This is a genomic window from Desulfonauticus sp., from assembly GCF_055126295.1.
This window is the reverse complement of sequence record NZ_JBSRHE010000003.1, coordinates 146,965-168,772: the sequence shown is the minus strand read 5'-3', so window position 1 is coordinate 168,772 and position 21,808 is coordinate 146,965. Positions and strand designations below refer to the sequence as shown.

At 41.5% G+C, this 21,808-nt stretch carries 21 protein-coding genes; 18 read left to right on the top strand and 3 right to left on the bottom strand.

The genetic code is table 11. The annotated features are described in order from the left end of the window. Positions 1 to 10 precede the first annotated feature (10 nt). The 7 genes from ACTCIM_RS03010 (at position 11) to ACTCIM_RS02980 (ending at position 6,914) form a co-directional block, all read left to right on the top strand. The gene (locus tag ACTCIM_RS03010) at positions 11 to 1,504 is read left to right on the top strand and encodes a complex I subunit 4 family protein (protein WP_472313807.1); all 1,494 of its coding nucleotides are present in this window, start codon (positions 11 to 13) and stop codon (positions 1,502 to 1,504) included. A gap of 17 nt (positions 1,505 to 1,521) precedes the next feature. After that, positions 1,522 to 2,925, top strand: a complete 1,404-nt coding sequence (locus ACTCIM_RS03005; RefSeq protein WP_464278861.1) for an NADH-quinone oxidoreductase subunit N — start codon at positions 1,522 to 1,524, stop codon at positions 2,923 to 2,925. Between the two features lie 14 nt (positions 2,926 to 2,939). Then, on the top strand, positions 2,940 to 3,446 hold the full coding sequence (locus ACTCIM_RS03000) for a 4Fe-4S dicluster domain-containing protein (protein WP_029969762.1): 507 nt from the start codon (positions 2,940 to 2,942) through the stop codon (positions 3,444 to 3,446). 25 nt (positions 3,447 to 3,471) lie between these two features. Continuing rightward, complete coding sequence (locus ACTCIM_RS02995) at positions 3,472 to 4,629, top strand: sulfite exporter TauE/SafE family protein (RefSeq protein WP_472313805.1); 1,158 nt, start codon at positions 3,472 to 3,474, stop codon at positions 4,627 to 4,629. Positions 4,630 to 4,763: 134 nt separating this feature from the next. Then, complete coding sequence (locus ACTCIM_RS02990) at positions 4,764 to 5,582, top strand: ABC transporter substrate-binding protein (RefSeq protein WP_464278859.1); 819 nt, start codon at positions 4,764 to 4,766, stop codon at positions 5,580 to 5,582. 5 nt (positions 5,583 to 5,587) lie between these two features. Further along, entirely contained in the window at positions 5,588 to 6,286 is a 699-nt protein-coding gene (locus ACTCIM_RS02985; protein ID WP_472313802.1) for an ABC transporter permease, read from the top strand. Next, entirely contained in the window at positions 6,276 to 6,914 is a 639-nt protein-coding gene (locus ACTCIM_RS02980; RefSeq protein WP_472313799.1) for an ATP-binding cassette domain-containing protein, read from the top strand. The genes ACTCIM_RS02985 and ACTCIM_RS02980 overlap by 11 nt, the downstream gene beginning before the upstream one ends. A gap of 63 nt (positions 6,915 to 6,977) precedes the next feature. On the opposite strand, the gene serS is transcribed toward ACTCIM_RS02980, so the two are convergent. After that, a complete protein-coding gene (serS, locus tag ACTCIM_RS02975; RefSeq protein WP_472313796.1) occupies positions 6,978 to 8,267 on the bottom strand; it encodes a serine--tRNA ligase in 1,290 nt (429 codons plus the stop codon). A gap of 120 nt (positions 8,268 to 8,387) precedes the next feature. Beyond that, positions 8,388 to 10,544 (bottom strand): methyl-accepting chemotaxis protein, encoded by a 2,157-nt coding sequence (locus ACTCIM_RS02970; protein ID WP_472313793.1) that lies wholly within the window; start codon positions 10,542 to 10,544, stop codon positions 8,388 to 8,390. 210 nt (positions 10,545 to 10,754) lie between these two features. On the opposite strand from ACTCIM_RS02970, the gene ahbB reads away from it, so the two are divergent. The 6 genes from ahbB (at position 10,755) to ACTCIM_RS02940 (ending at position 15,356) form a co-directional block, all read left to right on the top strand. Further along, positions 10,755 to 11,234, top strand: coding sequence for a siroheme decarboxylase subunit beta (gene ahbB, locus ACTCIM_RS02965; protein WP_035260466.1), 480 nt, complete (start codon positions 10,755 to 10,757; stop codon positions 11,232 to 11,234). A 9-nt stretch (positions 11,235 to 11,243) separates the two neighbouring features. After that, complete coding sequence (hemL, locus tag ACTCIM_RS02960; RefSeq protein WP_472313791.1) at positions 11,244 to 12,512, top strand: glutamate-1-semialdehyde 2,1-aminomutase; 1,269 nt, start codon at positions 11,244 to 11,246, stop codon at positions 12,510 to 12,512. Between the two features lie 97 nt (positions 12,513 to 12,609). Further along, positions 12,610 to 13,011 (top strand): cytochrome c3 family protein, encoded by a 402-nt coding sequence (locus ACTCIM_RS02955; protein ID WP_472313788.1) that lies wholly within the window; start codon positions 12,610 to 12,612, stop codon positions 13,009 to 13,011. Between the two features lie 65 nt (positions 13,012 to 13,076). Next, a complete protein-coding gene (locus ACTCIM_RS02950; protein WP_472313785.1) occupies positions 13,077 to 14,309 on the top strand; it encodes a hypothetical protein in 1,233 nt (410 codons plus the stop codon). Positions 14,310 to 14,497: 188 nt separating this feature from the next. Beyond that, positions 14,498 to 14,680, top strand: a complete 183-nt coding sequence (locus ACTCIM_RS02945) for a hypothetical protein (RefSeq protein WP_464278852.1) — start codon at positions 14,498 to 14,500, stop codon at positions 14,678 to 14,680. After that, on the top strand, positions 14,643 to 15,356 hold the full coding sequence (locus tag ACTCIM_RS02940; RefSeq protein ID WP_472313782.1) for a ubiquinone/menaquinone biosynthesis methyltransferase: 714 nt from the start codon (positions 14,643 to 14,645) through the stop codon (positions 15,354 to 15,356). The genes ACTCIM_RS02945 and ACTCIM_RS02940 overlap by 38 nt, the downstream gene beginning before the upstream one ends. On the opposite strand, the gene ACTCIM_RS02935 is transcribed toward ACTCIM_RS02940, so the two are convergent. Beyond that, complete coding sequence (locus tag ACTCIM_RS02935) at positions 15,342 to 15,539, bottom strand: DUF2065 family protein (protein WP_029968562.1); 198 nt, start codon at positions 15,537 to 15,539, stop codon at positions 15,342 to 15,344. The two genes, ACTCIM_RS02940 and ACTCIM_RS02935, sit on opposite strands and share 15 nt — an antisense overlap. 50 nt (positions 15,540 to 15,589) lie before the next feature. Here ACTCIM_RS02935 and ACTCIM_RS02930 point away from each other — a divergent pair, with 50 nt between their 5' ends. Genes ACTCIM_RS02930 through ACTCIM_RS02910 form a run of 5 tightly spaced genes read left to right on the top strand, consistent with a single transcriptional unit; the run spans position 15,590 to position 21,785 of the window. Beyond that, the gene (locus ACTCIM_RS02930; RefSeq protein WP_464278849.1) at positions 15,590 to 16,903 is read left to right on the top strand and encodes a nucleotide sugar dehydrogenase; all 1,314 of its coding nucleotides are present in this window, start codon (positions 15,590 to 15,592) and stop codon (positions 16,901 to 16,903) included. Continuing rightward, positions 16,904 to 17,590, top strand: a complete 687-nt coding sequence (mqnB, locus tag ACTCIM_RS02925) for a futalosine hydrolase (protein ID WP_029968559.1) — start codon at positions 16,904 to 16,906, stop codon at positions 17,588 to 17,590. Beyond that, the gene (locus ACTCIM_RS02920; protein WP_029968557.1) at positions 17,578 to 18,357 is read left to right on the top strand and encodes a 1,4-dihydroxy-6-naphthoate synthase; all 780 of its coding nucleotides are present in this window, start codon (positions 17,578 to 17,580) and stop codon (positions 18,355 to 18,357) included. Before mqnB ends, ACTCIM_RS02920 begins: the two co-directional genes overlap by 13 nt. Continuing rightward, positions 18,350 to 19,315 (top strand): polyprenyl synthetase family protein, encoded by a 966-nt coding sequence (locus tag ACTCIM_RS02915; RefSeq protein WP_029968554.1) that lies wholly within the window; start codon positions 18,350 to 18,352, stop codon positions 19,313 to 19,315. The genes ACTCIM_RS02920 and ACTCIM_RS02915 overlap by 8 nt, the downstream gene beginning before the upstream one ends. A gap of 1 nt (position 19,316) precedes the next feature. Continuing rightward, entirely contained in the window at positions 19,317 to 21,785 is a 2,469-nt protein-coding gene (locus tag ACTCIM_RS02910) for a sensor domain-containing diguanylate cyclase (protein ID WP_464278847.1), read from the top strand. The last annotated feature ends 23 nt before the right edge of the window (positions 21,786 to 21,808 follow it).

The following is a 21,808-nucleotide window of genomic DNA, read 5'->3' as shown; positions in this document are numbered from 1 at the left end:
GGAGTTGAATATGACAAATACGTGGCCTGTTTTGAGTCTGCTTATCTTTTTCCCTTTGATGGGTACGCTTATTCTTCTCTTTTGTAAGAAGGACAAACTGGTAAGAGTTTTAACTCTTATATTTAGTTTTATTGAGTTAGTCATAGCTTTGCCCTTACTTAAATTTAAATTGGGCTCTGCTGCTTTTCAATTTGAAGAGTTTAGGCCCTGGATAGAAGCCTTTAAAATTAACTATCACCTGGGAGTTGATGGCTTAAGCTATTTAATGGTTCTTTTAACTGTATTGCTTTTGCCTTTATGTGTGTTGTGTTCCTGGACCTATATTCAAAAAAGAGTAAAGGAATTTCACATTTGTCTTTTACTCATGACTTCAGCCTGTATTGGGGTTTTTGTGGCCTTGGACTTGGTGCTCTTTTATATTTTCTGGGAAGCCATGCTTATTCCCATGTTTTTACTCATTGCCATCTGGGGTGGTCCAAGGAAAAAATATGCTTCCATTAAGTTTTTTATTTATACCCTGGCTGGAAGTACTTTGCTCCTGGTTGCCCTTATTGCCCTGTATTTAAAGGGCGGAAGTTTTTCTTTACCCAGGTTGCTAGCTTTGGATTTTCCCTTTAAGTTTCAATACTGGGTCTTTTTGGCCATGGCTTTGGCTTTTGCCATTAAGGTTCCCATGTTTCCCTTCCATACCTGGCTTCCAGCAGCCCACGTAGAAGCTCCCACTGCAGGCTCTGTGCTGTTGGCCTCTGTGCTCTTAAAAATGGGCACCTATGGTTTTATTCGTTTTTGCCTGGGATTGACTCCTGCAGCCAGTGTTTATTTTGCTCCCTTGATGATAGGGCTTTCTTTGGCCTCCATTATTTATGGCGGACTGGTGGCTTTGGGACAAAAGGATATGAAGCGGCTTATTGCCTATTCTTCTGTAGCCCATATGGGATTTGTTACTTTGGGTATCTTTATGTTTAACCTGCGGGGCCTAGAAGGCGCTATTATGCAGATGTTAAATCACGGTATTACCACCGGGGCTTTGTTTATGTTGGTTGGAGCCATTTATGAGCGCAGCCATAGTAGAGAAATCGCAGATAACCTGGGATTGGGTAAGTACTTGCCAGCTTATATGTTCTTTTTTGGCCTGTTTTCTCTTTCTTCTCTGGCCTTTCCAGGGACCAACAGTTTTGTGGGTGAGGCTTTGGTCTTAATTGGCACGTTTTCTAAAAACAAAGTGATAGGTCTGATAGCCATACCTGGAGCGCTTTTGGCTGCAGCTTATATGCTTAGGTTGCTTCAAAAACTGGCCTGGGGAGAGCCAAGCAAGGGTAAGAACTTTAAAGATTTGAACCTAAGAGAATGGGCTTATTTGGTGCCTTTGGCTATTTTGGTGCTTTATCTGGGATTGGCTCCCAGGCTGGCTTTAAAGACCATGGATGCTTCTATAAACAAGACCTTGGTAAAGATAGAAAAGGTAGTGCAAAAAGAAAAAAATATAGATTTGGTTTTAAAATAAATTAAAGGAGAAGGGCCTTGTTGGAAAAAGTTATATTATTTGGTCCAGAAATCTATTTGCTTTTTATTATCTTTATTTTGTTTGTTCAGAGTTTAGCTAAAAGCACAAAAGTAAACTGGCTTCCCTATGCCACTTTTCTAGGGATATTTATTTCCATCTTTTCCTTTAAATTTAATGGGGTTCTTTTTTTAGGAACTTATAAAATAGATTTTTTAAGTCAGTTTTTTAAATTTCTGACTTATCTAGGATTGACCCTTTGCGTTTTAAATTCTTTAAAAAATAAAACCCTGTCTCAGGAAATAAGGGCGGAGTATTATCTTTTTATGGGATTGAGCTCTCTGGGATTGCTCTTTTTAAGCAGTGCAGTGGAAATTTTTACCATTTATATTGCCCTGGAGCTTACTTCTTATAGCCTTTATGTTCTGGTACCTTTACGCAATCAGGATCCAAGGGCAGTAGAAGGTGCGGTTAAGTATATGTTTTATGGTGCCCTGGCTACAGCCCTGGGGCTTTATGGGGTTTCCTACATTTTAGCGAGCAAACATACTACCTATTTGGCTATTTTGCTGCAGGAGTCCTGGAAGTGGTCTGAAGCTGGCCTGGCCATTTTAGGGTTAGGAATGTTTTTGCTCAGTTTTTTATACAAGCTTTCCCTTTTTCCCTTTCATTTCTGGAGTCCTGACCTTTATGAAGGCAGTAGTAATGAAACAGCTACCTTTGCTGCTACCATGCCTAAGCTTGGAGCCATGGTGGTTTTGATTAGATTGGCAGCTTTAAGTCCTGATTTTAACTTAAAATTGGCCTTGGGTATAATGGCAGCCTTGTCCATGACCTTTGGTAATCTTTTGGCCCTGGTGCAAAGAGATGTAAAAAGATTGCTGGGCTATTCTACTATTGCTCATGCAGGCTTTATTATTTTGGGTTTGGTAGCAGGCACCAAGCTGGGCCTGGGCGCAGCTGCCTTTTATAGTTTTGCCTATCTGGTAATGAACCTGGCTGCTTTCTGGGTGATTACTTTGCTCAGCCAGAAGGGAGAAAATATTACTCTGGAGGATTTAAAAGGGCTTGCTCAAAGGGAGCCCTTTTTGGCCTTTGTGCTGGCAGCAGCAAGTTTTGGTCTGGCTGGTATTCCTCCCACTGTTGGCTTTTCAGGCAAATTTTTCCTGTTGACTTCTGCCTGGGGGCATGGTTTTAATTGGTTGGTAATAATTGCTGCTTTAAACACTGCTCTGGCTATTTTTTACTATCTCAATCTGGTAAGACTTGCTTATACCAAGGAGCCAGAGGAAAATAGGCTTGACATTTCTTTAAATTCTAGGTTGGTAGCCTGTCTTTTGGGAATAGCTATAGTTTTTTTTGGGCTTATTCCGCAAAATCTATTGAGTTTTTTGATAAAAGCGGTTAACCAATTAACACCTTAAAAGGGGTATAGATTATGAGTAAGTATTTTATTCACTTAAATCAGAAGAGGTGCATTAGCTGTAAGGCCTGCGAGGTCCATTGCAAGGTCAAGAACAAGGTTCCACCAGGGGCAAAGCTGGGGCAACTGGTAAGCTTGGGTCCAGTGGAAAAACAGGGCAAACCCAGTTATGTTTCCATGTTTTTACCCTGCTTTCACTGTGAAAATCCCTGGTGTGTTTCTGCCTGTCCCACTGGTGCCATGACCAGAAGGGAAGATGGAATTGTTTATGTGGAGAGAAGTCTTTGTGTGGGTTGTAAGGCCTGTGTTTTGGCTTGTCCCTGGAAAGTGCCTCAATGGGATGAGCTAAATGGCCAGGTAATTAAGTGCGATCTTTGTAAAGATAGGATAGATCAGGGTCTGGATCCTGCTTGCGTGTCTGCCTGCACCACCAGGGCCCTTACTTTTGTAAGGCCTAATCTGGCCTCCAGGTTTACCAGGCAACAGTTTGCTCAAAAGGTACTTTTACAAGGGAAGTTGTAAATTTATTTATAAATAGGAGGTTGTTATGCTAAGGAAGAGAGTAGTTTTGTTGTCTTTGCTGGCTTTGGGCCTCTTGGTGTTAGCCAGTAATCCAGTATGGGCAGATAGGCTGGCTGATGCTATTGCTAAGGCCCCTCAGGGAAGTGGAGCTGGGATGATTGATCCCAATGCTCCCAAGGGATATCTGGGAATCCCAGGTGCACCTCAGATTAACTTGATTGTTGGTTTCTTCTGGGCCATTTGGGTAGGCTGGATTTTTTCCACAGTAGGAGCCTTTGGTGGAATTATGGCTGGTGTAGGCCATATCACTGTGTATGGATTAGGTAACTATGCTTCTACCTTTAAGAAAACTTCTCCTGCCTTAAATAAGGTGCTTACAGACTCTATTCGTGTGTCTAACCAGTGGTTGGTAGGTACCAGTGCTGCTATTTCTTCCTTTAACTACTGGAAGATGGGTAGATTGGTTTTACCTTTGGGCTTGGCTCTGGCTATTGGTTCCATTAGTGGTAGTTATTTGGTACCTGTAATCACTGCTGGTAAAATTTCTTTAAAGCAGTATATTGGTTATTTTGGTTTGTTTGTACTTTTCCTGGGTTGTTATCTTTTTTATGAAACCACTCCCACTGGGCAAGAGAAAAAGAAGAAAGCTAAAGAAGCTGCCAAGGCTTTCCAGGAAACAGTAAAAAAACAAAAAGAAGGCGCCAAAGTTGACGAAAGTGAGCTGGGCGTAAAGGTAAAATCTTTCTCCTTAACCAGAGTAGTTTTTACCTTCTATGGCGTTGAGTTTTCCTTTAATCCCATTATTCCTGTAATTGGTGGTTTCTTTATCGCTGCCATTGCTTCTTTCTTGGGTGTTGGCGGTGGTTTCCTCCTGGTACCTTTCTTAACCAGTGTGGCTGGCCTTCCCATGTATCTGGTTGCAGGTACTTCTGCTCTGGCTGTATTAATTGGTATGGTTACCAGTATCTTTTCTTACATGGTAGTAAAAGGCACTCCCATCTTCTGGCCTTTGATTGGTGTGGAGCTTTTGGGTATTGTAGTAGGTTCTGTGATTGGACCCAGAACTTCCAAGTATATCCCTGATATCTGGTTAAAGAGACTTTTTGTAGTCTTGGCTTTTTACGTAGGTATCAGGTATACCACCAAGGGATTTTTGGGCTACAGTATTTTGCCTCCTTTTTAATCCAGAAGAAGAAAATACTTTTAAAAAAGAGCCTGGTTTTTCAGGCTCTTTTTTTTGAGATTTTATTATGTCAATATTGACACAAATAAGAGGTAAAGATAATATTTGTCCCCATTAATTTGGAGGTAGAAAAAATGGGTCAAGTATTTTTTTGGTTGTGGGGATTTTTCTTTTTATTTTTTTCTTCCAATCTTTTGGCGCAGGAATTACTTTTAGCCACTACCACTTCTACAGACAATACAGGTTTATTGGACTATCTGGCTTCAGATTTAAAAAAAGATACAGGTATTGAATTGAAGTGGATAGCTACAGGTACAGGTAAGGCCTTAAAGCTGGGAGAAAGTTGTGATGTAGATGTGTTGCTGGTACATGCTAAGGAGGCAGAGCTTAAGTTTATTCAAAAGGGCTATGGAGTGAAGCGTATTCCTGTAATGTACAATGATTTTGTGCTGGTAGGCCCTAAAAATGACCCTGCCCGGGTCAAGGGTAGTTCCATTGAACAGGCCCTTGCCAGGATAGAGAAGCAAAGGGCTTTATTTTTTAGTCGGGGAGATAATTCTGGCACCCATAAAAAGGAGCTTTTTTTATGGAAAAAGATAAGTTCTTTTAAGCCTGAAAGTAACTGGTATAGAGAGACTGGGCAGGGGATGCTGGCTACTTTGCGGATTGCAGGCGAGCTGGGCGGGTATACCCTTACTGACAGGGGAACCTATATAAAGTATAGTGACAATTATAAAAATCATCCTCCTTTAGAGATTTTAGTAGAAGGAGATAAGGAGCTTTTCAATCAGTACAGTGTAATTGCCGTAAATCCTCAAGTTTGTCCCCAGGCCAGGTTTAAATTGGCCCAAAAGTTTATTGCCTGGCTTACTTCTAAACCTGTACAAAAAAAGATTGCCAGTTTCAGGTTATTGGGTAAACAGCTTTTTATTCCCAATGCCAGGGCCAACTAAACTTTATGGATTATTTACTGGAAGGGCTAAAAAAAGCTTTTTATCTACTTTATTCATTGGATGCAGAGACCTATTCTGCCATCTGGACTTCTTTTAAGGTCTCTACTGGCTCTATTCTGGCCAGTTTGCTTTTAGGCTTGCCTTTGGGATTTGGACTGGGCTATTACTCCTTTCCTGGCCAAAGAGTATGTAAGGTGTTGGTAGAGACCTTACTCTCCTTTCCCACTGTGGTGATTGGACTTCTGGTCTATGCCTTTTTATCCAGACAAGGTCCTTTGGGGGAGTGGGGGCTTTTATTTTCTACTTCAGCTATAATTATCGGCCAAACCCTTTTAGGCCTGCCCATAGTGATAGCCTTTACAGCCACAGGCATTGAAAACCTGGACAAAAGGCTTAAGTCTACCTTGCTCACTTTGGGCGCCAATCCCAGACAGGTGCTTTTGACCACTTTGTGGGAGGCCAGATTTAGTCTGCTTACTGCAGCAGCCATGGCCTATGGCCGTATTATTTCTGAAGTAGGCATTTCCATGTTGGTGGGCGGCAATATCAAGTGGTATACTCGCACCATTACCACAGCCATTGCCCTGGAAACCAACAAGGGCAAATTTGAAATGGGGATTGCTCTGGGGTTGGTTTTGCTGGTTATTGCCTTGTTGGTTAACCTGGTGTTAGCCTTTTTTCGAAGAAGGGCCCATGAATTATAGTTATTATCTAAAAAATATCCTTTTTGCCTATAATAAGAAGAAAGTCTTGCAGATAAGGGAGTTGTTTTTACCCAAAGAGACAAGCCTGGGCATTTTTGGTCCCAATGGAAGTGGCAAGAGTACTTTTTTAAAGCTACTTGCCTTTTTACTCTTCCCTGAACAGGGAGAAATTTTCTTTTTTGGAGAACGGGCCAGGGATGTTTGTTCCCTGCGCAAAGAGGTTACTTTGCTAGAGCAAACTCCCTATCTTTTAAAACGGAGCGTGTTTGAAAACATTGCCTATCCTCTTCAGGTGCGAAAGGAAAAAAATATAGAAGCCAGGGTCCTGGAAGCAATGGAACTGGTTGCCTTGGAGCCCAAAAAGTTTGGGCAGCGCAAATGGTTTGAACTCTCAGGAGGAGAAGCTCAACGGGTTGCTTTGGCCAGCAGGATTGTCTGTAAGCCCAGAGTCTTACTTTTAGATGAACCCACCAGTAATCTGGATGGAGAAAATACTTTCCTTATTAGAAGGGCCTTAACTTCTTTGCAAGAAAAGGAAAAGATGACTATTGTGGTGGTCAGCCATGATTGGGATTGGTTGAGCGCTTTTAGTTCGCAAATTTATAAATTTCCCCTGGAAATAAAATAAAAAGAAAGGGGTTCCTGGACTTAGCAAAACCCAGGGACCCCTTTTAAGTTTTGAGTCAACTTTCTAGAAGAAATTTTTGGAAGGTGTGATTTTTTCCAGACCTCCCAGATAGGGCCTTAGTACCCTGGGTATAACTACACTGCCATCTGCCTGCTGGTAGTTTTCCAGGATGGCCACCAGAGTCCTGCCTACAGCCAAACCTGAGCCGTTTAAGATGTGAGGATATTTGGATTTTTTCTCCCCTTTGTCCTTAAAACGGATATTGGCCCTTCTGGCTTGAAAGTCCTCACAATTGGAACAGGAAGATATTTCCCGATACTTGTTTTGACCGGGCAGCCAGACTTCCAGGTCATAGGTTTTGGCTGCAGAAAAGCCCAAATCTCCTGTACACAACACCACAATGCGATAGGGAAGTTCTAGAAGCTGGAGCACCTTTTCTGCCTGTTGTACCAATTGTTCCAGTTCAGCATAAGAGTTTTCTGGTCGCACAAAACGAATTAGCTCCACTTTGTCAAATTGGTGTTGTCTAATAATGCCTTTGGTGTCCTTACCATAGGAGCCTGCTTCTGAGCGAAAGCAAGGGGTATAGGCGGTGTAGTTTAAGGGAAGGTTTTCTCCAGGGATGACTTCTTCACGGTGTAGATTGATAACAGGCACTTCAGCTGTGGGAATCAGGTAATAGTTTAAATTTTCCAGTTTAAAGAGGTCTTCAGCAAACTTGGGTAATTGGCCTGTAGCCTGCATGGAGTGGTTGTTGACAATAAAAGGTGGCAGGACTTCTATGTAGCCGTGTTCTTGGGTGTGCAAGTCCAGCATAAAGTTGATAAGGGCCCTTTCCAGTTTGGCAGCCCAATCCCACATGACCACAAAGCGGCTACCAGTGAGCTTGGCTGCTCTGGGAAAGTCTAAACCATTTAAAAAGGCTCCTATTTCCCAGTGCTCTTTGGGCTCAAAGTCAAATTGAGGAATTTCTCCCCAGGTCTTAACTACTTTGTTGTCTGCTTCGTCCTTGCCTTCAGGCACGCTGGGATGGGGAATGTTGGGGATTTGCAGTAAGAGGCCGTGAACCTGCTCATCTATTTCTTTTAAGGAAGTGTCCAGTTCTTTGATGCGAGAGGAAAGTTGACCTAGCTCAGCAATAAGCTCGCTGGCATCTTCTTTTTTTCGTTTTTTTTCTGCCACCTTACTGGAAGCTTGATTGCGTTTTTCCTTAAGGGCTTCTACTTCTTGAATGAGGTCCCTTCTTTTGGCATCCAGTTCTATAAAGGCCTCCAGGTCAAAATCCATGTTTCTTTTGCGTAAACTTTCTTTTACCAATTCAAGGTTTTGACGGATAAATTTTAAGTCTAACATGGGCGCCCCTTTTTTAGCTTTTTAAGATACATAAATTAACAAAGAGAAGAAATTATCTTTTCACTTTTTAAGCTGGATTTCAAGGTTTTAGTAAAGGAAGGGAAAATTTCCCTTCCCTTTTTAATTTTTGGAATCTTCTTGCATTTTCTGGATTAAACCCTGGAGGTTCTGGGCCAACTTAGCCAGTTCCAGCAAGGCCCTGGAAGACTCCTGCATGGCCTTAGTGGCTTCAGTTGTGATTTGACTTACTTCAGCTATATTGCGGTTGATTTCTTCACTGGTAGCAGATTGTTCTTCTGTTGCTGTGGCAATGGTTTGGATTTGATGGGCAACATTTAAAGAAAGCTGAACTATTTCTTCCAGAACCTTTCCCGAAGTAGTTGCCAGTTTGGTGGCTTCACTTATGGAATGAGTAAGCACATCCACGCTTTGTACGGTTTCCCTGGCCTTTTCCTGGATACCTGTAATTACCTCGCCCACTTCTTTGGTGGCTAACATGGTCTTTTCAGCCAGTTTTCTTACTTCATCTGCAACTACGGCAAAACCTCTACCCGCATCTCCTGCCCTGGCTGCTTCAATGGCAGCGTTTAAGGCCAGTAAATTGGTCTGGTCAGCTATGTCTTCAATAACATTAATGATTTTATCAATTTCTTGTATTTTAGAGCTCAAAAGACCCAGGTTTTCTTTAGACTCTTTGGCCTGCTTGTTTTGGACTTCAGTAATGCTTTCCACTACCTGTTTTACGATTTGCGCTCCTTCCTTAGCCTTTTCTTGAGAGTCCTCTGCATCTTTAGCCACGCCAGAAGTATTTCTAGCCACTTCTAAAACAGAGGCGTTCATTTCTTCCATGGCAGTGGCGGTTTCTGCTACCAAGTTTTTGCTCATTTCTGCGCCCTTTAGAGTCTGCTCTATTTGGGAAGAAAGTTCTTCTGAAGCTGTGCTTAAGCTATTGACCACTTCTTTTATTTGGTTGGCAGCTTCTAACATGCCTTCTTTTTTGGCTTTTTCAGCTGCCTCCCTGGCTGCCTGGGCTTCTTTTAAGGCTGAAGCAGCCTTTTCTTTTTCTTGCTCTGCTTCTTTAGTTTTGTGCTCTGCTTCCTTTATTTTATCTTTTAAGGCCTCTAACATTTGAGTTAAAGATTGCACCAAAAGGCCAATCTCATCCTTTTGGTCTAAGCTAATGGTTGCCTGGAGATTGCCCTTAGCTACTTCCTGGGCAAACCCCACACTCTTTTTTAGAGGAGAAAGGATTAATTTACCCAAAAGTGCGCCTAATACTAGGGCTAAAATGATACCCAAAAGGATTCCACCTAAAATAAGCATAAATACTTTTTTAGTGGTTGTTTGAGCTTCTTTTACCTCTAAATTGGCTTCCTTTAGCACCAGTTTTACCAGGTTGTTTAGGTGGTAAAAGGTTTTTTCCATTTTGGGTTTTATTTCCTTTTCTCTGAAGACAAGCATTTGATTATAGGTATCTTTTATCTCTTTACTAAAGGCAATGAGTTGCTGGAGATGGAGAAAAAGCTGTTCACTTTGAGGGTAGAGTTGGTTGCGAAAGGTGGAGATGGCCTTTTTTAAGTCTCCCTGAATAAACTCTGCTTTTACTTTGGCTAAAGACTGGTGAAAGTGTCTATGAGCATTTTTTACGGCAAGTAAAATTTTCTTTAGTTCTGGGTTAGAAGTGTTAAGCTGAGTTTCTAGCCAGGAGGTAAAAGGACAGTCTTGCAGGGTTAGTCCTTCACTAAATTTACGGTAGGTTAAAAGCATTCTCTGGGTTTTATTGAGAAGTAGATAGTGATAGCCCTGATAGCTTTCTATTTTTGCCCAGTACTCTAGAGGGTTTTTGATTTTACTTGCTTCTACTTTTTGGGCGAGAGCAAAGTATTTGTCATCTACGCTTGTCCACTCTTTTAAAGCAGCTAAAAATTTTTCCCATTCTTCTTTTTCTTGAGTATTTTGAATAAGTTTTGCATAAACTTCTTTGGAGGCAGAGTAGTTTGTTCTAATTGTTTTAAGCTGTTCAAAAAGTTGCTCCCTTTCTTTATCTTTCAGATTAGGGTTTAAAAAGGAGGCAACTATTTCTTTAAAATTGGTAAATTCCACTTTAATTTTCAGTAAGTGTTCGACCTTTTGTAATTCTAAGGTACCTAGGGTTTCAATTTGCCCGCTTAAATCCCTTGAACCTTTTATACCAACCAGACCTACTAACAAAACAACCAGACTTACTCCCAGAAAACTTAAAAGAAGTTTTAGCTTGAGTGGCAGGTTTTTAAGCATTCTCTCCTCCCCTTTTTTAAACTAGTTGTTAAAAATTAAAAAAAATATTTTTTAAAGGCAATTATTTTAATTTTTTTAAGATAAGATAACCAGGTTGTTATTTTGTTTGCAGTTAGGTTTAAATTTCTTTGTTTTTGCTTTAAGCATTCCAGCTTGCCTCTTGGGCAGGTCTTGTTTATGAGAGAGAGAAATTGAGAAGGGAGGTTTGTTTTGCGCTATTCCTTGGATTTTTCTAATGAAGAGTTAGCTATTTTAAAGGAAGTTCAGGGAGATATTCCTTTAAGTCCCACTCCTTTTCAGGAGATAGCTAGAAAAGTAGGGGTAAAAGAGGAAGTAGTTCTTAATTTGCTAAAAAAGTTAAAGGAAAAAGGATATATTCGCAGGTTTGGAGCAACCTTAAGGCACCAACAGGCAGGTTATGACCAGAATGCCATGGTGGCCTGGAAGGTACCTGGGGAGCGCGTGGAAGAAGTGGGGAAGATATTTGCCTCCAGAAAGGAGATTACCCATTGTTATGAGCGCATTACCTATCCTTCCTGGCCTTATAACCTCTATACCATGATTCACGCTACCTCAGAAGAAGAGTGTAAGCAGGTCATTGCAGAGCTTTCCAAACTAACTGGTATAAAGGATTTTGAGGTCTTAGAAAGCATAAAGGAGCTAAAAAAAATATCTATGGAGTATTTTTAGGGGGAACCAATGCAAAAGTCCAAAGAGCTATTTGAAAAGGCAAAAAAGTTTATTCCTGGAGGAGTAAACAGTCCTGTGCGGGCCTGTCTTAGCGTCCAGACAGACCCTTTGTTTATTGAGAGAGGAGAAGGACCTTATCTGTATTCTGCGGAAGGAGAAAGGTTTATTGACTATGTGCTTTCCTGGGGCCCCTTGATTTTGGGGCACTCTCATCCCAGAGTAAAAGAAGCCCTGCTTGCTACCCTGGAAAAGGGAACCAGCTTTGGAGCACCCTGTGAACTGGAAATAGAACTGGCTGAACTGGTAGTGGAAGCCTTGCCTGGGGTGGAAATGGTGAGAATGGTCAATTCAGGTACAGAGGCTACCATGAGTGCCCTGAGACTGGCTAGGGGTTATACCAAGCGCAATAAGGTGGTTAAATTTATTGGCTGTTATCATGGTCATGCAGATAGTTTTTTGGCCAGTGCTGGCTCTGGAGTGGCCACCCTTTCCATTCCAGGGACTCCTGGAGTGCCAGAGGAGACAGTAGCCCATACCCTTCTGGCCAACTACAACGACTTAGACCAGGTAGAGGATTTATTTAAAAAGCATGGCCAGGACATTGCTGCAGTAATTGTGGAGCCTGTTGCTGGCAATATGGGAGTGGTTTTGCCCAGAGCAGGCTTTTTAGAAGGACTGAGGGAAATTACTCTAAAATACGGCAGCTTGCTTATTTTTGACGAGGTGATAACTGGTTTTAGGGTAAGCTATAGTGGAGCGCAGGGTTATTTTAATATTGACCCGGATCTTACCTGTTTGGGTAAAATTATTGGGGGAGGCCTGCCTGTAGGGGCTTATGGTGGGAAGAAAGAGATTATGCAACACATTGCTCCAGAAGGACCTGTGTATCAGGCAGGTACTCTTTCTGGCAATCCCCTGGCTATGAGTGCGGGCATTGCCACTTTAAAGGAGCTTAAAAATAAAGATTATAATAAACTTGCCCAAAATACAGAAAAGTTGGCCTTGGGATTGCAGGAGATTTTGCAGAAAAAAGGCGTGCCAGTGCGTTTAAACCTTATTGGCTCCATGTTTACCCTCTTTTTTACAGACCAGGAGGTAGTGGATTTTGCTGGAGCAAAGCAAAGCAACCAGGAGCTTTTTGTCTCCTTTTATCAACAGATGCGCACTCAAGGTATATACCTGGCTCCTTCTGCCTTTGAAGCCAGCTTTAACTCCTTTAGTCATACGGAGAAAGAGTGGGAAAAAACTTTAGAGGCAGCTAATAAACTAGAATTTTAAAAAGATTACTTGACATTGGATTTTCTCCTAACCTAAATAGAAAGGAGAATTTGTTCTTTTTGGGACAAACTACTTTTTAAAGAAGGAGGTGATTTTTATGAAGAGGTCTTGGTTAGTTGGGGTGATGGCTGCGCTGGTAGCTGGCTTGTTCCTCATCCCCAATCTCTGGGCAGTAGATGCTCCCAAAGGGGATATCATGCTTAAAGCTCCTGCTGGAGTAAAGGCTAAAAAAGCTCCTGTTAAGTTCTCCCATACAAGCCACGCTGCTTTTGATTGCACCAAGTGTCACCATACCTGGGATGGTAAGGCTGCTATCAAAAAATGTACTGATGCTGGTTGTCACGACATTTACAAAGCCAAAGGAAAGCAGAAAAAAGACATTAAGTACTATTACAAAGCCTACCATGATATGTGTATGAAAGGCTGCCATACCGACTTAAAGAAGGCTGGTAAAAAGACCGGTCCTACTGCTTGTAATGGCTGCCATCCTAAGAAATAATTTTAACTCGGGGAGGGGGAAGCTAAATAAAAGCTTCCCCTTTTTAATTTTTGGAGGCTTTTTAAATGCCTGAAAAAGAAAAAAGCTTAGAAGAAGAAATTATTGAACTTACAGACATTGTAGAAGAGCCCATTGCTGAGGAAATTTCTTTTCCCAAAGAAGAAGCGGTGAAAGAAGAAGATTTTGATTCTGACTTAGATGACCTTTTTACCTCTGCAGAAGAGAAAGAAGAGGTAGAAGAAGGTGGCAAAGAAAACGAGGATGAGCTGGATTTTGACGACCTTTTTGATTCAGAAATAGAAGTAGAAGCAAAAGAAGAACCCCAGCCAGAAAGCGAACAGGATTTGCCAGAAGAATCAGAAGAAGAGGAAATCAAGAGCTTTTTGCCAGAGGATGAACCTCTTTTGGAAGAGCCAGAAGAAACTTCAACAGAAGAAATAAGTCCAGAAGAAGTAGATGCCCAGTTGGATTTAGGTTCTATGGCCGAACAGGAAGAAGAGGAGAAAGAAGAAGAACTGGCTTTAGAAATCCCAGAGGAAGCAGAAGGGACTGAAGAAGCACCTTTAGAGCAAGAAGAGTTGGAGCCAGTTAGGGAAAGTGAGGCAGTAGAAGAAACTTTAGCTGAGGACTTAACTTCCCTCTCTTTAGAAGAAACAGAGGTGGATACAGAGGTAAGAGAGGAAGAAGAGATAGTACCAGAAATAGAACCAGAAGAAGAGCTTTCTTTAGAAGAAGGAGTGGCACCAGCAGAGTCTACTCCTGAAGTTAGCTGGAATGAAGAAGAGATTAAGGCTTTGGTAGAGCAAAAGGTTCAGGAAGCTGTAGGCAAGGAGGTTGCCGAGCTTACGCAAAAAGTAAGTGAACTGGTTGGGCTTCTGGATGCCAAGTTAGAGCCCATTAATAGCGAGCTTGCAGAAGTAAAAAATAAGCTGGATTTACTGGAAGAAAACAAATCCCTGGAAGAGGATAAAAAAATATCTGAGTTTGACCCAGAAGAATTGAAAGCTGAAATAGCAGCAAAAGTAGAGCAGACAGAAAAGAAGGTTTTGAGCTTAGAAGAAACCTTTAAGAATTTTAGTGCTGAACTGGTAGAAGCCCTGGAAAAGGACTTAAATACTGCTTTAAAACAAGCAGAATCACAGGATACCTCTGATTTTATTACCAGAGAAGACTTAAAGAATTTAGCCAAACAAATGCGCCTGGAACTGGAAGAATTTGTAAGCAAGCAGGTTCCTTTAGAAGCAGCCAGGGTCATTCGCGAAGAGATTGCCAATCTTTTAGCTAAAAGAAAAAAATAGCCCCTCTTTCTGGAGAAAGAAGGGGCTATTTTCCTCTCGACTATTTTCCTAAAAGCAGTTATTTTTAAGGCTTAAAAGAGGAGGGTTTCAAGGATTCTTCTCTTTTGCCGCCCGGCAAGATTAAGCTTTTAGCTTGGTCAAGGCCACTTCCCCCCTTCCGGGCGGATTTTAATTTTTGAGGTAACTATATGGAAAAATTGGAAAAACAAGCCTTGCAAGTAACCAAGGAAATAGTGGTCAAGTTTATTGAAGTGGGCAGAATTTCTCCTGCCAACTTTCCAGAGTATTTTTCCACCATTTACAAGCATGTATTAGAAACCATCACTACTTCCAGTGGACAAACATCTTCAGAACAAGACTCCAGTAGATAGGCTTTTTGCCAGTATTGCCACTAACTATGACTTTTTAAATCATTTTTTAAGTCTGGGTGTGGATTTTTATTGGCGAAGGCGTTTGGTGCAGAGCATTGATCCTTTTCCCGGGATGCGGGTTTTAGACCTTGCCTGCGGTACCTATGATGTGGGGTTGGCCCTTGTAAATAAAGAGGCCCGGATAAGAGTTATGGGGGTGGATTATACCTTTCAGATGCTTGTGGCAGGCAAAAAAAAGCTGTCTAAGGTGGGGAGAAAAATTTGTCCTTTGCAGGGAGATGGCAGGTTTTTACCCTTTAAGGACAATTCCTTTGATGTGGTGAGTATTGCCTTTGGTATTCGCAATATCAATCCCAGAGAAAGGGCTTATAAAGAAATTTTACGGGTTTTAAAGCCAGGAGGAAGATTTTTTATCCTGGAATTTGGCAGTGGGCGGCAAAGAATCTGGAAAGGACTTTACAATTTTTATTTAACTAAAATTTTACCGCTTATAGGTGGTTTTTTTTCTCAAGACAGGCCTGCTTATGAGTATTTGGCCAGGACAGTAAAGGAATTTCCCCTGGCCAGTGATTTGGCCAGGGAATTAAAATTGGCTGGTTTTGGAAAAATAGACTATTTTCCTCTAACTTCAGGGATAGTTTATATTCATAAGGGAGAAAAATTAACCTCTGGTTAAATATACGATAAGAAGTCCCAATAAAATGGAAATAAGCCCCATTTTGCGTAAACTCTGGGGTGGCTGCTTGGCTAAAAAAGAGAGATAAGAGGGCATTTTTTCCGCCCACAAAAAATAGGGCAGGCCTTCAAAGACAAAGGCCAGTCCCAAAGCAGAAAAGAATAATTCCCAGTTGATTTGCATAGGAGTTATGCCTTTAATCAGAGTTGAAAAAAAAGTCCAGGAGTAAAGAAATGTTGGAGTTTAAAAATTTAATAGCCCAAAAAGAAGCAATAGCAGTCATTGGCCTAGGCTATGTGGGCTTGCCCCTGGCCATTGCTCTGGCCAGGCATTTTAAAGTCATTGGCTTTGATATCAATAAATTCAGAGTAGAAGAGCTAAGTCAGGGTAAAGATAGTACCCAGGAAGTGGAAGAGCAAGAGTTAAAAAAGAGTAGAGCTTTTTTTAGTGCTAACCCCAAAGACTTAGAAAAGGCCAGACTTTTTATTGTAGCTGTGCCCACTCCCATTGATAAAGAGCACATTCCAGACTTAAGGCCCATTTTAGGGGCAAGCAAGCTGGTGGGAGAACATCTTCCTCAAGGGAGTGTGGTGGTGTATGAGTCCACGGTTTATCCCGGGCTTACTGAAGAAAAGTGTGTGCCTGTGCTGGAAAAATATTCTGGGCTTAAGTGTGGACAGGATTTTTGGGTAGGCTATTCTCCAGAGCGTATCAATCCAGGGGATAAGGAACATACCCTGGAGACCATTGTCAAAGTGGTGGCCGGGCAGACTCCAGAGATAACAGAGCTTTTGGCTCAAGTATATGGTCAGGTAGTAAAAGCAGGCATTCATAAGGCCTCTTCCATTAAAGTGGCTGAGGCAGCCAAGGTAATTGAAAATACCCAGCGTGACCTGAACATTGCCTTGATGAACGAATTGGCACTTATTTTTGACCGCATGGAGATTGATACTCTGGAGGTATTAGAAGCAGCAGGCACCAAGTGGAACTTTTTGCCCTTTAGACCTGGCCTGGTAGGTGGGCACTGTATTGGCGTAGACCCTTATTATCTTACCTTTAAGGCAGAGTCTCTGGGCTATCATCCCCAGGTGATTTTAGCTGGAAGAAGGATAAATGACTTTATGGGCAAGTTTGTGGCTGAAAAGATGGTCAAACTTCTGGTGCGCAAACAGTGTCTTTTGGGTAGGGGTAAGATTGGCATTTTAGGACTTACCTTTAAGGAAAATGTGCCTGATTTGAGAAACACTAAGGTGGTGGATATTATAAGGGAGCTGGAGGACTTTGGCCTGGAAGTGGTGGTACACGACCCCCTGGCCTGTCCAGAGGAAGCAGAGCAGGAATATGGTTTAAAACTTTGTTCTTTAGATGGTTTAACCAATCTGGACGGCCTTATTTTAGCTGTAAATCATAGAGAATACCAAAAGCTAAAACCAGAAGATCTGGTGGCAAAATTTAAAGACCCTGCTAAAGGTGTGTTGATAGATGTGAAGGGCAGATTTGATTATTCTGCTTTTAAGAGCTATGGCCTTACTTACTGGAGATTGTAAGTGAATTTACTTTTAGTCTTTGCTACTTTAAAAGAAGCAGAAAGTTTTTTTGGGACTTCTTTAGCTGCCAAGCAGGGAGAAGTTTTTACCTTGCAACAAAAGCACTTGACAGTAGAGGTATTGGTTACTGGAATTACAATTCTAAACAGTGCTCTTTTTTTAAGTAAACTTTTGAGTAAAAAAACTTATGACCTGATTCTTAATCTGGGGATTGCTGGAGTTTTTGCCTCCAGTGGTTATAATCTGGGAGAAACAGTGCTTTGTAAACGCGAGGTTTGGCCGGAATTGGGCGTGGAAGTAAAAGGAAAGGTAAAGAGAAGTTTACTGAAATTTCCCCTGTGGGCAGAGGAAAATATAGAGCAGGAAATTTTCCTGGAAGTGGATAAGGGACTAAAGGTTTTGGGTAAAGATTTAGCTTATCCCAGGGTAAGTAGCCTTACTGTTTCCACAGTAACAGGTTCTAGAGAAAGGGCTGATTTTTTAGCTCAAGAGTATAGAGTAGAAATAGAAAACATGGAAGGCTTTGCCCTGGCTTATACTGCTCTTATTTATGGCATTCCTTTTTTGGAAGTGCGAACTTTATCTAACATAGTTGGCAGTAGAGAAAAAAAAGACTGGGACTTAAAGGGTGCTTTTAGGTCTTTGCATCAGCTTTATAAGGAGATTTTTGAAGAGTGGAAAAATTAAATATAGCCATTTCTCCCTGCCCCAATGATACTTTTATCTTTGGACCCTGGATTTTGGGCCTGGTCCCAGATATCAAAAATAGAAGTTCCCGTTTTATCTTTGAAGATATTGAGGATTTGAATAACCTGGCTGGGCAAGGCGAAGTGGATGTGGTAAAGGTTTCAGCTGTGCAGGGCCTTAAACTTAAAGATAAGTATGAGATTTTAGAAACAGGAGGAGCCTTTGGGCTTACTCATGGCCCCAAACTGGTTTCCCTGCCCGGGATAAAAAGGGAAGAAATTAGAAAAATAGCCATACCTGGTCTTTTGACCACAGCCTATCACTTACTTAGAAGTGCCTGGCCCAGGGAGTTTATTCCAATGCCCATGCTTTTTAGCGATATTCCCCTGGCCCTGCAGTTAAAAATAGTTGACGCTGGCCTACTTATTCACGAAACTGCCCTCATTTATGCTCAAAAGGGCTTTGAGTTGGTTCTGGATTTGGGCAGGTGGTGGAAAGAGCAAAGCAAAGGACTGCCCTTGCCTTTGGGCGTGATTCTGGCCAAACCTGAGCTTGCCCGGGTGGTTGCTGAGAAGATTAAAGAAAGCCTTGACAGGGCCAAGGAGAGTAAAGAAGAAATTATACCTTTTATAAAGACCTTTGCCCAGGAAATGGAAGAAAAGACTCTGGAGGAGCATATCCAGGCCTATGTGAATGAATTGTCCTGGGATATGGGCAAAAAGGGGCAAGATGCCTTAAATTATTTGAGGAAACTGGTAGATGCTTGAGAAGTTAAAAGACTATCTGGCCCGGGAAATCCCCCTGATTAATGCTGTACTGGCAAAAGAGATTGCCTCACTTCCTCCTTCTATTTTAGAAGTGGCTCAACATGTCTTAAATGCTGGGGGGAAAAGGCTTAGGCCCTTTTTGGTGCTTTTGATGGCCAGGGCCTTGGGGTATGCTAAAGAAGATGTCTATCCCCTGGCCTGCGCTTTAGAGATTTTCCACTCGGCCACCTTGATTCACGATGATGTTTTGGATGAAGCAGAATTGAGACGAGGACAGACTGCCAGTCACATTCAATTTGGCAATAAAAGGGCAATTTTGGCTGGAGATGGGCTTTTGGCTTTGGGCAACTTGATTGTAGCCAGATACAATAATCCCTTGCTAACTCAGGTGGTTTCAGAGGCCATTTTAGCTACAGCCTATGGAGAAATAGAAGAAATTGCCTTTAGTAAAAACAAGATCGATAAAGAAACCTATTTTAGAATTATCAGCGGAAAAACTGCCTATTTAATTCAGGCTGCCTGTGAGTGTGGAGCTATTTTAAGTGGCTCTGAGGATTTGGTCCTGGCAGCTAAAAGCTATGGTTTTAATTTAGGGGTAGCTTTTCAACTCATAGACGATGTGCTGGACTATACCCAATCCCATGAGATTATGGGAAAGCCTCAGCTGGGAGATTTGAGAGAAGGCAAAATTACTTTGCCCTTGATTTACTATGTAGAGACCCTGTCGTTAGCAGAACAGGAGGAGTTTTGGGAAAAGTTTTTTAGTTTTAGTTTTGAAGAAGAGGAACTGGAAGAAATCCTTTTGACCATAAAAGAGAAAGAAATCTCTGAACGGGTAAAAACAGAGGCCAAAGCTTATTTGGATAAGGCCAGAAAAAGTTTGGAAGCTTTTCCAGAAAGTAAAGAAAAAGAAATTTTAAATTCCATCTTAACTTATATTGTGGAGAGAGAAAAATAAAATGCCCAGAATACCTGCTAAACTAAAAGTTTCTCTTAAAGAAGCCATGTCTGTTACCTTTCCTCCAGCCATGTCTTCTTTGTTACAGGAAGCAACTTCAGCCAATCCTGATTTTAATAACCTGGCAAAGATTATTGCTACAGATCCAGGGCTTACAGTTACTATTTTGAGTTTGATAAATTCTCCCTATTATAGCCTCCAGGAAAAGGTTACGGACTTAAAAAGAGCTGCTGTAATTTTAGGCACCAAAGAAATCTTAAAGATTGCCCTTTCTGTTACCTTTCACAAAAATTTAAGCCTTAAATTTCAGACCTGCGAGGTACTTAAGTTTCGCACCTGGAGACAAACAGTCTGGGGCGCTGTGGCTGGAGAGGTGTTGGCTCAAAAACTAAGCCCCAAAGAAGCAGATAAGGTCTATACCGCAGGGCTACTTAAGGATTTGAGTTTATTTCTTATTTGTTGCGTAGAAGATGAGGAAGTAGAAGACTTTACCCGTATTTGCTATGATGGAGACAATCTCATTTCTTTGAAAAAGGACCAGTTGCGTAGGGAAGTTGAGCTCTGGGGAATAGAGCATCCCCAGATTACTCAGGCCTTGCTTAAATCCTGGAATTTTCCTTTAAATGGAGTTTTTGGGGCTATAAAGTACCATCACGCAGTAGACAGAATAGAAGAGTTTGAAGCAGCTATCCAGTGCCTTATTTTGGGTACCCTGTGGGCAGAGGCAGAGTTTGAGGATAAAGATAGTTCTATTCTCTTTAAGTTAAAAGCTATTTTAAAAAACATTGCCCAGATTGAAGAGGAGGAATTTAATAACTTACGCTCTACAATTAAAAACAATGTCAACTCCATTTGTGAGACTTTAAGTATTAAAGAAGACAAGGAAAAGATTTGTTTTTATACCCTTCCTTTGGAAAAGATTCAAAACTTTAGCCATCTTTTACAAGAAGTAGATACTGCCAGTGATTTGCAAGAAATAGCCCAAATACTGGGCAGGCATTTTTACTGGCTGTGGAATATTCGGGATTTTAGAATTACCTTGCGCTCGCCAATTACAGGAGAGGAAACTTTTTTTGAGTTTAAAGCAGGAAAATTAACTAGAACTGATGAACCTGCTTCTCCTTCTAAAGAATGTTCCAAGTCCTGTTCTTTTACCCTTGAGGTAAAAGGAGAAAAATTTGGATGTATTTGTTTTGAAAAGCTGGAAGCCAGTTTACACCAGGAAGTTGCGCTGTATGTTTCTTTGTTTAGGCAGAGATTTGAAAACTTTTTTTATCGTCACCTGGAGACTTCAGGCAAGGCCCTGGTTCTGGACTTACTTCCTGTGGGTATTATTCGTTTAAACAAACTGGGCAAGGTGTTGCAGTTGAATGCCTTTGCCAAACAAGCTTTAAAGGTAAAAAGTGAATTACGAGGCCTTAGTTTTAAAAATATTTTGTCCAACATAATTGGCCTGGATTTGGGGACAGAGTGGGATAATTTTCTGACCAGAAAGGTGAACAGCTTTTCCAGGCTTTACTGTCCTTTAGGCCCAGAGGCAGAAGTGGCAAAGTCTCCCTGTTTTAACTTTTCTGCTTCCTGGATTACCCTGGAAGGTGTGGAGCAAATTTTGGTTATTGTGCAGGATATTCAGGAAATAGCCTCTTTAGAAAGTGAAATTGTTTATCAAAAAAACTTTTTAAGCGTGTTGGTTTCTTCCATGCAGGATGTGGTGCTTACTGTGGATAAGGAAGGCCAAATCCTCTTTACTTCTCCTTCCTTAGACCATCTTAAGGGGAAAAACTTTTTTGATGTATCCACTCCTTCCTCAGCCCTTAGCTTTATCTGGGGGCCAAGAATTCTGGAAGAAAGCGTTCCCTTTGAGATTAAACTGGCCTTAAACGGAGAGACTTTATCTTTAGAGATAGTGATTTCTCCCATTAGAGAGTCTGCCACTTATCTTCTGGTGGGGAGAAACCTTACTCTGATTAAAAGATTGGAACAAAAGATTCGGGAACAGGCTGTTTTTGATCATCTTTCCAGGGTCTATAATAGACATCAACTGGCTGTATTTTTAGAACGAGAGGTTCAAAGGGCAAAAAGACAGGGTAAAAAAGTAGGAGTTATCTTTTTTGATCTGGATAAGTTTAAAAATTATAATGACCTCTATGGGCACCAGCAAGGAGACGAGGCTATTCGCAGATTTGGAAGAATTTTGATTCGCAATTCCAGGCAAGGAGTAGATTTTCCCTGTCGTTATGGTGGAGATGAGTTTGTGCTTTTGGCCTCAGAAGTGGAAGAAAAGACTCTGGAGGTTATAGCCAGAAGAGTTAGAAGTGACTTTGACAAGGAATTTAAGGGAGAGCTTTCCTTAAGCATTGGCCTTGCCCTGTTAAAAGAGGGTGAAACAGGAGAACAAATGGTTTCCCGAGCAGATGAAGCCGCTTACAAGGCCAAAGCTCAGGGAGGCAACAAGATAGTTTGGGGATAGGAAAAGGAAAGAGGAGTTTTTAA